This window comes from Methylomonas sp. ZR1, from assembly GCF_013141865.1.
Lineage (GTDB): Bacteria > Pseudomonadota > Gammaproteobacteria > Methylococcales > Methylomonadaceae > Methylomonas.
Genome location: NZ_RCST01000001.1, coordinates 3,351,987 through 3,366,503 on the forward strand (window position 1 = coordinate 3,351,987; position 14,517 = coordinate 3,366,503).

The 14,517-nt window shown below is 49.1% G+C and carries 14 protein-coding genes; all 14 read right to left on the minus strand.

The genetic code is table 11. The features are described from left to right. Positions 1-24: 24 nt before the first annotated feature. Positions 25-2,520, minus strand: coding sequence for a 6-hydroxymethylpterin diphosphokinase MptE-like protein (locus DDY07_RS15140; protein WP_171696472.1), 2,496 nt, complete (start codon positions 2,518-2,520; stop codon positions 25-27). 106 nt (positions 2,521-2,626) lie between these two features. Next, positions 2,627-3,481 carry a flagellin gene (locus DDY07_RS15145; RefSeq protein WP_033157177.1) on the minus strand — a complete coding sequence of 285 codons (855 nt, stop codon included), beginning with the start codon at positions 3,479-3,481 and terminating at the stop codon, positions 2,627-2,629. 546 nt (positions 3,482-4,027) lie between these two features. Beyond that, positions 4,028-4,360 carry a hypothetical protein gene (locus DDY07_RS15150; protein WP_171696473.1) on the minus strand — a complete coding sequence of 111 codons (333 nt, stop codon included), beginning with the start codon at positions 4,358-4,360 and terminating at the stop codon, positions 4,028-4,030. Then, positions 4,360-4,746, minus strand: coding sequence for a flagellar export chaperone FliS (fliS, locus tag DDY07_RS15155; RefSeq protein WP_026602079.1), 387 nt, complete (start codon positions 4,744-4,746; stop codon positions 4,360-4,362). The genes DDY07_RS15150 and fliS overlap by 1 nt, the downstream gene beginning before the upstream one ends. A 15-nt stretch (positions 4,747-4,761) precedes the next feature. Then, positions 4,762-6,159, minus strand: a complete 1,398-nt coding sequence (gene fliD / locus DDY07_RS15160) for a flagellar filament capping protein FliD (RefSeq protein ID WP_171696474.1) — start codon at positions 6,157-6,159, stop codon at positions 4,762-4,764. A 26-nt stretch (positions 6,160-6,185) separates the two neighbouring features. Continuing rightward, the gene (locus DDY07_RS15165) at positions 6,186-6,623 is read right to left on the minus strand and encodes a flagellar protein FlaG (protein WP_020484855.1); all 438 of its coding nucleotides are present in this window, start codon (positions 6,621-6,623) and stop codon (positions 6,186-6,188) included. Between the two features lie 63 nt (positions 6,624-6,686). Beyond that, positions 6,687-7,538, minus strand: a complete 852-nt coding sequence (locus tag DDY07_RS15170) for a flagellin domain-containing protein (protein WP_020484854.1) — start codon at positions 7,536-7,538, stop codon at positions 6,687-6,689. 127 nt (positions 7,539-7,665) lie between these two features. Beyond that, the gene (locus tag DDY07_RS15175; protein WP_033157181.1) at positions 7,666-8,718 is read right to left on the minus strand and encodes a nucleotidyltransferase family protein; all 1,053 of its coding nucleotides are present in this window, start codon (positions 8,716-8,718) and stop codon (positions 7,666-7,668) included. Positions 8,719-8,721: 3 nt separating this feature from the next. Beyond that, positions 8,722-9,369 (minus strand): acetyltransferase, encoded by a 648-nt coding sequence (locus DDY07_RS15180; protein ID WP_171696475.1) that lies wholly within the window; start codon positions 9,367-9,369, stop codon positions 8,722-8,724. Continuing rightward, positions 9,366-10,433, minus strand: coding sequence for an N-acetylneuraminate synthase (gene neuB / locus DDY07_RS15185; protein WP_171696476.1), 1,068 nt, complete (start codon positions 10,431-10,433; stop codon positions 9,366-9,368). The genes DDY07_RS15180 and neuB overlap by 4 nt, the downstream gene beginning before the upstream one ends. After that, entirely contained in the window at positions 10,430-11,608 is a 1,179-nt protein-coding gene (gene neuC / locus DDY07_RS15190) for a UDP-N-acetylglucosamine 2-epimerase (protein WP_171696477.1), read from the minus strand. Before neuC ends, neuB begins: the two co-directional genes overlap by 4 nt. Then, positions 11,608-12,747, minus strand: a complete 1,140-nt coding sequence (locus tag DDY07_RS15195; RefSeq protein ID WP_171696478.1) for a LegC family aminotransferase — start codon at positions 12,745-12,747, stop codon at positions 11,608-11,610. The genes neuC and DDY07_RS15195 overlap by 1 nt, the downstream gene beginning before the upstream one ends. Then, the gene (locus DDY07_RS15200; protein WP_171696479.1) at positions 12,740-13,720 is read right to left on the minus strand and encodes an NAD-dependent 4,6-dehydratase LegB; all 981 of its coding nucleotides are present in this window, start codon (positions 13,718-13,720) and stop codon (positions 12,740-12,742) included. Before DDY07_RS15200 ends, DDY07_RS15195 begins: the two co-directional genes overlap by 8 nt. Then, entirely contained in the window at positions 13,717-14,418 is a 702-nt protein-coding gene (locus DDY07_RS15205; RefSeq protein ID WP_171696480.1) for an acylneuraminate cytidylyltransferase family protein, read from the minus strand. Before DDY07_RS15205 ends, DDY07_RS15200 begins: the two co-directional genes overlap by 4 nt. Between the last annotated feature and the right edge of the window lie 99 nt (positions 14,419-14,517).

Sequence of the window (14,517 nt, forward strand, 5' to 3'; positions counted from 1 at the left end):
GACCACGCAGCACCACATCCGCAGTTAAAATCCAGCGGAAACCAACGCAGCCTTCATGGTGAGAGCAACTTCCAGATCAGGCTTTTGAGCCAAAATATAATCCAGCATCATGATAGCCGCATCATAGATTCCTTGCTCCGTATACAAGTTAGCCAATTTTATTTGCGCCAACGTATCGCTGGGGAATTGACCGATGTAATTATTGTAGGCGTCTATAGCGACCATCACATCGCCATGCAGCCTTTGCATTTCCGCATATAAGGGTAAGTAGACGGGATTCAATTGCGACAAACACTGTAACGCTAAATTGGCGGTATGAGCGTCATCGCTATCGATACCGATATCCGCAATTCTTATCAGAGCCTGCTCTACCAACACACCACCACCGTCAACAATTTGTCGATATGCATCCAGCGCCTGGGCCGATGCGTGTTGCAATTCGGCCAAGTAACCAGTAATCAAATGGTGATACGGCTCAACCGCCTGCTGATCCTGATGCTTACTCAGACAAATCAGCAAATCACTCAATTCTTCGATTTTTTTATGCTTGAATAACAAGCCCGCCCTTTGCTTTAGACTTGAAAGATTTCCCTGGCTTTTGGCCTTCGCAAAATGCCGAGTATGTTTATCATGAACAATATCTAAGAAGCGTTTTTCAAAATCGGAAAATTGAGCCCGAACATCTACCGGCACCTCAGCAGCAGTAACTTTCCACAATCTTACGCGCCCAAAACTTCTGTCTTTTCGATATTGCTCCATTATCAAACCAAAATCCGGCACATCCGCATATTCCTGTTGCCTGGCCTTAACTCTTTCGACAGCGTCATCCAACAAACACATCAATTTTGCTGCACCTTCCCGATAGGCGTCATAGAAAACATTGCCAAGTTGCTTGGCTTCTTCAGCACTCCATGCCTCATCGTTAAATGCCTTCGTCAACTTTATAAAACTTCTGATACCAAAGCTTTTTACCAACTTGCTGTAATGCCTATGTTCTCGCTTAAACTTCTTCTCGATCTGATCCAGTCTTTTTTTATCCTTATAGTTTCCAATGACCCCATCGGCACTATACATCTCGTCGTTGATACGGCGCGCATTCTCCGCCAGACGGGCAATTCCTTTGATCTGAAATTGGGCGCGCCCCAACTCATCAAGAATTTGTTTGTGATATTTACTATGTTCAGCAGATTCGCTAACGCGCTCGGCTACGATTTCAGCCACATTAATGGAGCCACCCCCAAATTCAATTTCGGATATGGGTAAATACTCGATATTTTCGACTTTGGCAGAACCACCGGAAATATTGAAAATCCGACATCCCATGCCAGACAACTGTTTCGCCTGAAAACCCAGCGAGAGAATAGCCTGTGAAAAGTCGCAACTAGTAGGCGCCATAAATCCGGCATTTGTCTCTACTTGCAACGATGTCAAATTAAAGCGTGGCCCGGCCAGTTGCTCGTCGCTACCGGTGGCGTGAGTGAAGCCTTCCCTGGTGAAGCATAAGTCTACGCCGGCGAGCACCATTCTTTTGAAGCCAAAATGATACGCCACACTCAGCGCAGTATTGGTCACGGTCGGACCCGCACTGCCAATATTCGCTACATTCAGTGGCGACGGCCAAGGCAGTCGCGGACCAAGATAGAACCCAAGACCATGCCATTGGTTAACTAAAGTGGGGACAGCGTGGTAGGAATAGACAAAAATCGGCTTGCTGCTGAACTCAAGCATTTCCTTGCTGATATCAAAGCTCAGATCAGTCGGATCCACCGAAAACACAAAATCCGGCTCGATATTGGCTTGTAATAACTGGCGAGAAATTCTGGAAACCGCAAAAACCACAACGTCGTTCCGATGCGATCTGAGCCATGGTAAAACCTCATCAAGCGAGGGACCACCCGCCAAAATTAATACCGTCTTATCGACAAAGGCCTTTTCCAGCACTTTTGCCGGCCGTTGGTTATCGGCTAGGTTAATAATCTGTCTAGCAATAAACGCCTCGCTACCCAGCTCGACGCTAATTTGCCAATGCAGTTGCGATAGAACTTCCGTGATATGCCAACTTAGCTCTGCATACTCCTCTATATAATCGTCTTGCGCACAAATTGCATTGTAGGAGCGTACTGCGTTGATATACAAATAGTCGTTTATTTTGAAATTTTTAATAGCCTCCGGCCATTGCTCCAAACCAACACACAGAATCTTCTCATCCAAGCCATCAAGCAATTGGTTTTGTTTTAAAGCCTGCAAAACACCTTCCGGCTCAATGAAGAGGTAGCGCGTACCCTTTGGTAAAAACTTGCTTTGCAAGTATTTTGGCAATAACCCTGAATCCGTGCCGATAACCACATTAAGCGTATCTTCTGCAAACAGATCCTTACCAAACTTCGCGTCAAACAATACTCCAGCACTCACTCTATCGAAGCTGTTTCTATTCAGGTTGAAAAAATATTTTTCACCAAAATTATTTACGCTTATTGGCCCTAAGTCATATTGTCTCACCTGATCAAGTTCATCATCCATTTGCTACTTCTTGATTAAAGTTTACGGAATCTCACTAGCGATGTATCAGCTTAGCATTCCTTTATTCAAATACACCGTGAATTCAGACTAAATTCTGCGGCTACTTTTATTTCAATAGCTGCAATACGCCTTGGGTTACCTGATTAGCCTGAGCCAACATTGCCGTACCGGCCTGCTGCAGAATCTGACTGCGGCTTAAATTCGCAGTTTCGGCAGCGAAATCGGCGTCCATGATCCGCGAACGTGCAGAGCTTTGATTTTCAATAGAAGATTGCAGATTCGATATAGTGGTGGAAAACCGATTTTGAATTGCACCTAAATTCGAACGAAATGTATCGATTCTTCTGATTGCCGTATCAATAGCGTTGATTGCTGAGCGCACATTTCCCGAGGTAGCCGCTGATCCAATTGAATGCTTGTTTCCAAAAAGCGCGCTTAAACTTGTCACAGCCAGCAGATCGGATACGGTAACCGATATTTGATTGTCTGCCGCCGTGTTAGCGCCAATTTGAAAGTTCGCATTCTTTAAAGAACCGTTTAGAATTTTTTTGCCGTTGAATTCAGTGTTTTGAATAATCCTTTTAACCTCTGCACCCAATTGCTTAAATTCGGTATGAAGCTTTTGCCTATCTTCACCGCTAACAGCCGCTCTGTTGGCCGCCTGAATTGCTAAATCCCTCATCCTTTGCAACGTTTCAGTGATTGTACCCATCCCAGCTTCCGCAGTTTGCGCCATGGAGATACCGTCGTTGGCATTGCGCATAGCAACAGTCATACCGCGAATTTGCGATGTCATCCGGTCGGCAATCGCCAAACCGGCGGCATCGTCTTTAGCACTGTTGACTCTGAGACCTGATGATAAGCGCTCCATAGACATTTGCAGGCTATCGTTAGTCCGCGTCAGAAACTTCTGACTATTCAATGACGCGATGTTTGTATTGATGACCATTGATGATGGCATGATCGTTCTCCCGGTTGATACTAAATGGAATAGGCATTATTGCCGCCACTAAACATCAATCACTTTTCATGCCAATGTATAAAAATCCCTTTTAAATTCAATAATTAAAAAAATAATACGCTATTAGCATCATCAAGAACGGCTAAAACACACCCGATCAAAGGCCGTTTCGCCAATTAAACAGCCTTAAGCCAATTAGAACGACATTTTTTTGACTCGCCCCTCCGAAATACTTTACCTAGAAGAACCACATACCAAACGCCGCCAATAAAAATACAAAATATTAAATTAAATCAACAACATACATAAACACACATAACTTAAGGATCGCTATTTCAATATACGACAGGATTACAAAAACGTCGAAGAATGCTGCAAGCTGAAATCAGGCAAACAATTGAGAACCTTAGAAGAACACACGGAGGTGCGGCATTTCATTGCCGCCAGAACAACAATCAAGAAATTAAGGGGTATATCGATACGCTGAACAGCGTGTTGGAACGGGATGACCCGGGGGAAAACGGGGATAAGTCTGAATCAGATGACTTAGTAACTGTTATAAGCCTGCATTGCCTTGCGGCCGCGATCCAAGACTGATTGCTGAGCAGCCGAGAGCGACTTTTGCTCTTCGATATAAGAAATAAAAACCGCATCCTGCTCAAGCATCGACTGAGCTGCTTGCTTGACAAGTAGTTTTTTATGCTCGGGTAAGGACGCTACGCCCGCAAAAAACTGTTCTAAACAAACTTGCCTTTTATCCAAAATATCAGCCAGACCCTCCCATTCCGCCTTTAGTATGCACTCTTGGATATTGTCGGCAAAACCTTGTAATTGTTGCTGCCACTCCAAGAACTTAGGATCCGGGAAATCAAGAGACATCAGGCAATCGCATCCCAGGCTTCTTTGACGTCTTTCATCAATACAGTTACCTCGTTTAATATGTCCTCGCTGTTTTCACTGCTTGCCTGTAACAGCCGAAAGTTGATGTAATCGTACAATTGGCGAAGATTGACGGCAATTTCGCCACCCTGCTCTAGGTCAAGCACCTCATTCAGACCACCAACTATGCCAATTGCCTTGGATATATAGATACTTTTCGCTTCCATATCCCCGTGAGTAATTGCACCTTTAGCAGAATTGATTCGAGCCAAGAACCCTTCCATCAACATTTGAATCAGCCGATGGGGAGATTCCTCGCCAAAATTGCTGGAGGTATGGACCTCTGCGTATTGTCTAGCGCCTTTTCTATGAGCATCAACGTACATGGGAAAACCTCTTCATTACAATTTGCTGATCCAGTTACTTAGAAAAGAACCGGTTGATTTAAATTTACCTACATTGACGTCCATGGCTGTGAATTGTTTTTGCAAAGTCTTTTGCAAATTATCCAGCCTAACCTGCACGTCGGCTTTACGGCTATCCAAGGCTGACAATTGTTTTTTCAGCGATGTTTGCTGACTATCCAACGGCCCACCCGATTGCAATACGTTATCCAATTTTGAATAAAGCCGGGTCGCCACGCCATCAGACGACGAAAACACGTCACTTACAGATTGTAAACTGGCACTCAATGCGGTGTTAAGCTGCGTGCTATCCAATGACATCACGCCATCTTTATCTATTTTTATGCCGATCATGGCTAGCGAGTTATAGCTGCCCGTTGCTGAAGAAACCGGATTTGCCGAATCCTGCCTGACTTGAGAAGTCACGTAACGCAGGGTAGCATCGCCGATTAACGCACCATTTCCGGAACTACTACCGCCAGTACCTCCACCGTATTTGCCCAAATCTTTGGAAGTGGTATGTAACTTGTTGTACGCAGTGACGAAACTTGTCAGCGTTTTATTGACAGCCTCATTGTCCAAACTAACATCGACGTTTACTTTGGTACCCACTTGAGCAGATTTCAAATCTAAGGTCAGACCTTGGATGACATCGGTTATGGAATTGGTGCTTCGTGTCGCGGTTTGACCATCGACTTTGATAATAGCGTCGGTAGCCGTTGTCTGAGCGCTCAAGTTAGAAGAAAAAATTTGTGACAACCCTGACGTATCGGCGTTGTTACCATCGTCATCGGTACCCGTCACAGTAAATGCGTTGGCGAGTCCTGAATTTTTGGCTGTGAGGACTAACTTGGAAATCGTGCCGGTGCCGGTCGAGTTGTCGACGTTAACGATACTTGCGGTAACGGAGGTATTGCCGGAAGCGTTGTTGATAGCGTCCCTGATTCCCAGCAACGTGTTATTGCCCGAAGCAACCGTCACATTGAACGAAGCTCCGGCGGTGGTTGCGATAGTCAAAGATCCAGTTCCAACGGTGGCAGCCGAGTTGGCAAACTCCCCCGAAATAGATTTTTGCGCCTTCGCCAACTGGGTAACTTCGACGGCATAAGACCCGGCCACGGATCCTGCACCCGCCGCGACTTTTAGGATAGATTCGTCGGCAGACGCGGCTTTATGCGTTTTAAACAGATTCCCATCTTTAAGTTTGCTTACGACCGTCTGGAAATCGGACAACGCGCTTTTCAAGGTCCCCAACCCACTCAAGCGCGTATTCGTTGTGTCTTGTTGCCGCTGTATCGCATTCAGTGCCGGCTGACCTTCAGCTGTCACCAATTGCGACACGAGGGTGCCAATATCGATACCGCTACCAATACCCGTCGACGAAACTATGCTCATGACACTCTCCTCATCCGACTAACTTACTAAGCACGATCCTGAATCATAGAGCCTTGTTGGCCATCTAACTCCTGCATTCTTCTGATAAACGCCAGCATTTCTTCGGACGGAATTTGCCGTACGACATCACCCGTTTCACTATCAACGACTTTCACCACTAATTCCTTGGTTGAATCATCTACTTTGAATTGGAGATTACGGTTAACCGATTGGAGCAACGAATTTCCTTTATCCGCCGCTTTTTTTACCGAATCGAAAGAAGGCTTAACTTCATTCTGTTTGTCCTGATCTTGGTTCGAAACTGAAGAGGATACAGTCGAGTCATTTTGCAACGCGGAAACACCAGGGTTACGCTTGTCAGCATCGACCCTGGCTCCCGCAAATGATTTTTCATCCGTTTGCTTATCAGCTTTAGCAACAGTCACGGGAGATAGCTTTAACACATTTGAAATCTCACTGTTCATGACATTCACCTTATGCTTTTCGTATTAAACGGGAGGTTACGGTCCGCAACCCCCCAATCAAAACTACCTTAGCAAACTCAACACGGATTGACCGGACTGATTAGCCTGAGCCAGCATCGCTGTACCGGCTTGTTGCAATATTTGCGTTTTGCTCAAATTGGATGTCTCTGTGGCAAAATCGGCATCCAAGATACGGGATCTAGCGGCGCTTTGGTTTTCTATCGAAGACTGCAGATTGGCTACAGTAGTAGTGAACCTGTTTTGAATAGCACCCAAAGTTGACCTGAAAGTATCGATCTTTTTGATCGCACTATCAATAGCTGAAATTGCCGATCTCACTTTGGCGGAAGCCGCACCCGAGCCGATCGAATATCCCGCAGCGCCAAACAAGGCACTAAGACTGTTAACTTTTTCCAAGTTAGAAACAGTAACAGAGACTTGGTTGTCTGTCGTGGTATTGGCACCCACTTGGAAGTTAGCACCCGCCAATGAGCCGTTCAAGATTTTTTTACCGTTAAATTCGGTATTCTGAATAATCCTTTTAATCTCAAGGCCCAGTTGTTTAAATTCGGTTTGAAGTTTGTCCCGGTCGGAACCACTCACCGCAGCCCTGTTGGCCGCTTGAACCGCAAGGTCACGCATACGTTGCAATGTATCGGTAATAGCTCCCATCCCGGATTCAGCTGTTTGCGCCATCGAAATGCCGTCGTTGGCGTTTCTCACTGCTACGGTCATACCGCGAATTTGCGATGTCATTTTATCGCTGATGGCTAAACCTGCTGCGTCGTCTTTTGCAGAGTTAATCCGCAAACCCGAAGACAAACGCTCCATTGATGTCGCCAGTGAATCGTTGGTTTTATTTAAAAAACGTTGACTGTTCAACGAATTGACGTTTGTGTTGATTACCATTGCCATGATGTTACCCTCCAAATTTCGAGAACGTTCAGCGCTTCGAAGATTTTGTGTTGTGTTGAATTAAAAAGATTTGTTTCAAACTCGAATGATGTATCGGCCCGAATTTGGAGAACTTTAACCCTCTCATTCAGAAATACTTGGCGAATTCGCCCTGTGCCCTTAGAAAATCGGCTTCGCGTCCTATGTCCAACCAATAGTCATTGACCGGAAACATAGAGACTATCTCGCCTGCAGCCACTTGCTGGTTTAATAAGGTCGGCATATCCAGCTTTTTCTGGGCTGAGATGCTATTAATCAAACTGTGATCCAGCACATAAATTCCCGCGTTGGCCAAGCAGCTTTGCAAGGGTTTTTCTTCAATCCCCACCACTCTTTGCTGCTCCAATCTCACGACACCGTAAGGAATTTGATACTCGTATTGGCGTACGCACAAGGTAGCGATCGCTTGCTGTTCGTTGTGATAGGCCAACAATCTGGAAAAGTCGATCTGGGTCAGAATATCGCCATTCATCACAATCAACGGCACATCCGGCAAATTGTCCGGCATTAAACCGATTGCGCCGGCAGTCCCCATCGGTTCGGTCTCATCAATATAGTCGATCTTAATTCCCCAACGTCCGCCATCGCCAAAGTAGTCTTTGATTTGCTGCGCTCGGTAATGCACGGCTATATAAAACTGTCGAAACCCTGACTTAACGAAATTCTCAATGATGGTTTCCAAAATCGGCTTGCCGCCGATTTCTAACAGCGGCTTGGGACATTCGTCCGTATAGGGCCGCAAACGAGTACCGAAGCCACCCGCCATCAAAAACACCGGATTGGGGAATGCCGGCTGCTTATACAGCGCCTGCAACGACTCCAGGCGCACCACCCGGCCTTGTTCATCGACAACCGGCAATTGGTAGAGATGATGCCCCTCCATCATGGCAATCAACTGGGTCTTACTGTCATTTAAAGCGGCAACTTTCGGCCGCTTATTCATCACCTCGAAAACCGGATGTTCCAGGGATAAGCCGCGAATCAAGGCGCGACGAATATCACCATCCGTCACCACACCCAGCAATTTTTCTTGGTCGTCCACGACCAACGCAATCTGCAAGGCCGCGCGATCAATCACCTCAATGGTTGCTCGCAACGTCGCTTCCGGGCGAATCAATACCTGCTGCCAATGCTGTTTCATTTATCAATCCTGTTGCAAATTCTGTATGTGCGAACGCGGCGGATAGACGATCTGCTTGCAACCGACATCGCGCGTCACCACGCTGCCCGCGCCCACCACGCTGCCGGAACCGATACGTAGGCCTTGAATGATGGTAGCGCCGGTGCCGATGTGCACCTTGTCGCCCAATTCCACCCCGCCACTCAGCACCGCACCGGGTGCAATATGCGCATCGCGACCAATACGGCAATCGTGCTCGACAATCGCTCCGCTATTAATTATGCAGTTTTCAGCAATTTGCGTGCCTGTCTGAATAATGGCGCCCGCCATGACCTGCACGCCGTCGGCCAGTTGTACGTCGCTTGCTGTAAACGCGCGAGGGTCGACCACGGTTTTAAACCTGTAACCTTGCGCCAGAAAGCGCTGGTACAAGTTCGCGCGCAAGCCGCCATCGCGCGGCAGAGAACCAATGCCGTTGAGTAACGCGATACCATCCGCTGCATAAGCCCGTATTGCCGAGTCGTCGCCCAATACCCTGACTCCGAAGTGCTCGCTTCCGGGCAGTCGGTGAGGATCGGTGATGCCCAATATCTCAATCTCCAACCGCCGTAACATGTCGAGCAGCACCCGCGCATGTCCGCCGCTTCCCAGCAAAATGACCGGCGTACTCATTCGATCAAGTCATCCACGTCATAATGACGACGACTGGTTTGGCCAAGCAATCGCCAATATTCCATCGGACTTAGACCTGTTCCCGGCCGCTTGGTCGTCAAATTTTCGGCACTAAATGTTTCACCTGCAGCAATCGGCTGCATTGCAACTAAACTCTTTCGAGCTATCGCGCGATTTTGTAGCTCCACGACTTGCGGCATTTTGTTTGGGCGGCCGAGCGCTTGTTCGATCGCGCGAATATCATGCACCATTTGCTTTAATTCAGCGGGCTCAAGTGACACTTGGTGATCAGGGCCTTTTTGATTTCGGTCCAAGGTGAAATGTTTTTCTATTAATACCGCGCCCCGCGCCACGGCGGCAATCGGCACGACCAGCCCTTCGGTGTGATCCGAATAACCGACCGGCAGGCAAAAAGCCTGCTGCAACACGTCCATCGCCCGCAAATTTACATCCTTCATCGGTGTCGGATATTCGCTGGTGCAATGCAGCAAGGTGATTTTTTCATGTAAAACCGCTTGCCCCGCTTCCGAACTGTAGGCTTGTTGAAATGCCGCCAAAGACGGTTGCTTCCCACCCAACAAGCCAAACGCCAAAACCCCCAGCGCGGTTTCCACCTCACCTAGCGTAGCCATGCCGGTAGAGACAATGATGTCCTTGCCGGTTTGGGCGTGGGCCAGCAAAAACGGACCATTGGTAATCTCACCCGACGGGATTTTCAGTTTGCATAGACCAAGCTCGTCCACCAAAAACGCCAAACTATCGAAATCAAATGCGGTCGACAAAAACTCAATACCTTGGCTTTGGCAATAATCACGCAACTGAAAATGAAATTCATATTTCAACTCCAGCTTGCGCAGCATATCCAACTGGCTCTCGGCCGCGCCTGTCGTGTGTTTTTGATATTCCGCCTTGCTCGCGGACTGGGTGACCAGTTTTTCGGCTTTAAAGGTCTGGAACTTCACGGCATCGGCACCCGCCGCCACAGCGGCATCGACCAGTTGCATCGCGGTTTGCAAGCTGCCGTTATGGTTAACCCCCGCCTCGGCAATGATGAACACACTCATTCAAGCACCTCTAAATCGAAAAAACGCTTCTTCAGCAGCCCATTCATCGACGTATGTTTCAGTAACTCTTTGATCTTCAATGATGCACCGCCTCGCCCGTAGGGATTTTCAACCTGCGCCAAGGTATCAGTAAACGCCCCGGAAAATACCGTGTGCAAAGCAGCCCGGATCGCATCGGCCTGCGGCTGGCAATGCAATACGCTATCCGCACAAATCCGTCCCAGCTGGCGATCACCGATATTCACGGTGGCCACATGAAAAGCCGGCGCTTCTATGATACCGCTGGACGAATTGCCGACTACCGCATCGACCAACTTCAGGGTCGACAAATAACGCAGAGAACCCAGGGAAACATAGCTACTTACTCGGCGGGAATGGCGTCGTCGATACTCCTCTATCATGCTGGCGATAACCCGGCCATCGGCATCGGCATTGGCATGAGTAAATATGATATGCACATCGTCAAACTCATCCAAAGCCTGCAGCAGCTGGGCAAACTGCTCGGCCGCCGTCGCCGCTTCCAAAGTCACCGGGTGAAAGGTGACCAACAGGTTGCGTGTCCCAAACTTGAAATCCAGCGCTTGTTCCAGCTCAGCTTTGTCCAGCAATGGCAACTTATAAACGCTATCCAACCCCGGTGCGCCAACGTTGAACACCCGGTCCGGTTGTTCGCCGAGTTGAATCACCCGCTGCCGATAAATTTCGGTTGACGTGAAATGCAGATGAGCCATCTTGCTGATAGCATGGCGAATCGCGTCGTCGACCACGCCTTCGGTGAGTTCGCCGCCATGAATATGGGCAATTGGGATGCGTAAATTCATCGCCGCTTGCGCCGCCGCGAATATCTCGAATCGATCGCCGAGCACCACAACGATATCCGGTTGTAAATCGTCTAAGGCATCGGCGAAACCGATCAAGCCCAAACCCATGGCCTTGCTGATGCCCACCGGCGTATCCGACGACAACAACATCTCCACCTTGCGGTTGATCGTGAAGCCGTCGGCGGCAATTTGCTGCCAAGTCAAACCGAACTCCGGCGACAAATGCATGCCGGTCACGACTAACTGTAATTCTAGGTCCGGGTCCGCTTGAATTTCCTTCAGTAACCAATACAGCAAACCGTACTCAGCGCGTGAGCCGGTGACAACACAGATTTTGCGCGGCGCGCCAGCCATCACGAAACCACACTGCTGGGCACATTGACCAGCCGCTCGGCCAGCCGGCGCGATTGCAGCAGATTATCGCGCTGGCAATGTTGGTACATCGGCAAATCAGACATCAGCTCCCACAGCGGCCGAGTCATCACCCCGCGAGCATTACTAAATTCCAGAAAGGCGTCGCGCTGCGTAATGTCATCAAGCAACAAGGCGTTGAGCCAGTAATTGGCATCAGTTCCGGCAGGTTCTTCGACGAAGTGCGCGCCGCTGATTTGCGCCCAATCCAAATAGCGTCGTGCCAATCCACGTTTAAGTTCGACAAATCTCGGCAATTGCTCGAGTTGCGCCAGCCCCAGGGCGGCATTCAAATTCGGCATCCGGTAGTTGTAACCGATTTGGTCGTGTTCGAATTTCCAGGCATGCGGTAATTTAGCCGTGGTCGTCAGGTGTTTGGCCCGACGCGCCAGTTCCTCGTTGTCGGTCAAAATCATGCCGCCGCCGCCCGTGGTGATGATCTTGTTACCGTTGAAGCTAAGCACCCCAAGTTTGCCGAAAGTGCCGCAATGCTGGCCATTGAGTCGGCTACCCAACGCTTCCGCGGCATCTTCCACCAACGGCATGCCGAAGTCGTCGCATACTCGAATCAACCCAGCCAGATTGCAAGGATGGCCGAAGGTATGCATCGGCAAACAGGCGGCGATGCGCTTGCCGCTGGTTTTGTTGTAAACGCCATCATCGCGGCGTTCGCCGAATCGATCCAAAAACTCCGCCAAGGCCAGCGGCGACAAACCCAGCGTTGCCGCATCAACGTCCACAAACACCGGCTCGGCACCGCAGTAATGAATCGCATTGCAGGTGGCGACAAAAGTCACCGCTTGAGTAATCACTTCTTCGCCGGGCTGAACGCCGGCCAGCAACAGGGCAACGTGCAGCGCGGCGGTGCCGTTGACGGTGGCTATCGCATGCTTGGCACCGGTGTATTCGGCAATTTTGCTTTCGAATTCGGTGACATAGGGCCCGACGCTGGACACGAAGGTACTGTCGATCACATCCAACAGATACTGTTTTTCGTTACCGGCGAAGCGCGGTTCGTGCAAGGGGATGAATTGTTCGGTTTGATAGATCTCCCGGACCAAGCGGATAAAGCTGTCAAACATTGTAAATATCCGCTTTGTATCGTTTCAGATTATCCGGCTTGGTAAACCAGGCCACGGTGCGTTGCAGACCTTCCTCTAAAGTCACTTGCGGGGCAAAACCGGTCAGTTGTTTGATCTTGCTGTTGTCGCACCACAAGCGGTTCACTTCGGACTTCTCCGGCCGCAACCTTTGCTCGTCCACCAAAAATTCGACATCGCTGGCCATGATGCTTTTGATCAGATTCAGCGTTTCGCCGACAGAAATTTCGAAATTGGAGCCGATATTCACGGTCTCGCCGATGGCTTGCGCCGACTCGGCCAACGCGATAAAACCCCGGCAAGTGTCTTCTACATAATTAAAATCGCGCGTCGGCGCGACATCACCCAGTTGAATCTGTTTTTTACCGGCGGCAATTTGCGTAATGATGGTCGGAATCACCGCGCGCGCCGATTGCCGGGGACCATAGGTATTGAAGGGTCGTGCAATGGTGACAGGCATATTGAAGGCATTGAAAAAACTCATCGCCATCGCATCGGCGGCAATTTTCGACGCACTATACGGAGACTGCGGCTGCAGCGGGTGCTTTTCGTCAATAGGCACGTATTGCGCGGTGCCGTACACTTCACTGGTTGAGGTATGAATTAGGCGTTTAACGCCATTATCCCGAGCGGCCTGACAGATGTTCAGCGTGCCGCGAATGTTGGTCTCGACATAGCTGTCCGGCGCCTGATAGGAATACGGGATGGCAATTAATGCCGCCAAATGAAACACAACATCAATATCCCGACAAGCAATCCGGCAAAACTGCGGATCACGGACATCGCCGCAGATCACCTCTATCTCATTTTTACAGGCCGCCTCCTCCAGCCAACCCCAACTATTAAAAGAGTTGTATTGGGTGAGTGCACGCACCTGAAAGCCGCGCGCCGCAAGCATTTCCACCAGATGCGAGCCGATAAAACCGTCGGCGCCGGTGACTAAAACCTTGTTCATACCAATCCTTGTTTAATGTACGCCTCAGCGATGGCCCAATCTTCTTCGGTATCTATGTCCAAACTTTGGATCGCATTCATCACCAGCGGCACCGTCTTTGGCGGGTAAAACGATTTGCGCTCCAGCAAGTAATCGGTCTTGCATAAGTACATTGCGCCATTCGGCGTCAGCAGCGGCTGGCTTTGTTGACGCGACGTCTGGGTGGGTTTTTGTTTATCCAAGGGCTGCATAAAGCCGCTCTCAAGGCGAAACAATGTAGTCAAGTCGCGGTGGATTTCCTTACAACCCACCACGGCCTCCGCTTGTCCTAACTGTAGAATCGACCAAGCCTGACGAATTATAGCCGGGGAACGAAATGGCGAAGTGGGTTGCAACCACATCAGCCAATCGGGTAGGTAACCGTAGGTGTGTAGAAACCAATCAAGAGCGTGCTCCGCCACTTGAATGGCGGAAGCAGTATCCGTGGAAAAATCTGCCGGTCGCAAGAACGGCGCCGACAAACCTATTTGCTCGGCTACGTCTGCATAATTTGCGGAATCGGTCGATAGAATGGCAAGGCAATCGGATAAATTCGCTTCCGATAGTGCCGTGGCAGTCCACGATAGTAATGGCTTACCGCCAAGCAACTTGATATTTTTGTCGGTTACTCCCTTAGAACCACTACGTGCAGGAATAACGATGAGTGTGTTAATTTGCATAGCCGTGTTTTAATTTGTCCAGGAAAACTAAAATTCCCTACAAGGATAGACTTATCTGCTTTAGCCTGCGGCGCCACATCCGGCTCCATCAAAATTGGA

Coding starts and splice junctions, on each gene's coding strand:
- DDY07_RS15140 (WP_171696472.1), bottom strand. CDS start 2,520: ATGGATGATGAACTTGATCAGGTGAGACAATATGACTTAGGGCCAATA.
- DDY07_RS15145 (WP_033157177.1), bottom strand. CDS start 3,481: ATGCCATCATCAATGGTCATCAATACAAACATCGCGTCATTGAATAGT.
- DDY07_RS15150 (WP_171696473.1), bottom strand. CDS start 4,360: ATGTCTCTTGATTTCCCGGATCCTAAGTTCTTGGAGTGGCAGCAACAA.
- fliS (WP_026602079.1), bottom strand. CDS start 4,746: ATGTACGTTGATGCTCATAGAAAAGGCGCTAGACAATACGCAGAGGTC.
- fliD (WP_171696474.1), bottom strand. CDS start 6,159: ATGAGCATAGTTTCGTCGACGGGTATTGGTAGCGGTATCGATATTGGC.
- DDY07_RS15165 (WP_020484855.1), bottom strand. CDS start 6,623: ATGAACAGTGAGATTTCAAATGTGTTAAAGCTATCTCCCGTGACTGTT.
- DDY07_RS15170 (WP_020484854.1), bottom strand. CDS start 7,538: ATGGCAATGGTAATCAACACAAACGTCAATTCGTTGAACAGTCAACGT.
- DDY07_RS15175 (WP_033157181.1), bottom strand. CDS start 8,718: ATGAAACAGCATTGGCAGCAGGTATTGATTCGCCCGGAAGCGACGTTG.
- DDY07_RS15180 (WP_171696475.1), bottom strand. CDS start 9,369: ATGAGTACGCCGGTCATTTTGCTGGGAAGCGGCGGACATGCGCGGGTG.
- neuB (WP_171696476.1), bottom strand. CDS start 10,433: ATGAGTGTGTTCATCATTGCCGAGGCGGGGGTTAACCATAACGGCAGC.
- neuC (WP_171696477.1), bottom strand. CDS start 11,608: ATGGCTGGCGCGCCGCGCAAAATCTGTGTTGTCACCGGCTCACGCGCT.
- DDY07_RS15195 (WP_171696478.1), bottom strand. CDS start 12,747: ATGTTTGACAGCTTTATCCGCTTGGTCCGGGAGATCTATCAAACCGAA.
- DDY07_RS15200 (WP_171696479.1), bottom strand. CDS start 13,720: ATGAACAAGGTTTTAGTCACCGGCGCCGACGGTTTTATCGGCTCGCAT.
- DDY07_RS15205 (WP_171696480.1), bottom strand. CDS start 14,418: ATGCAAATTAACACACTCATCGTTATTCCTGCACGTAGTGGTTCTAAG.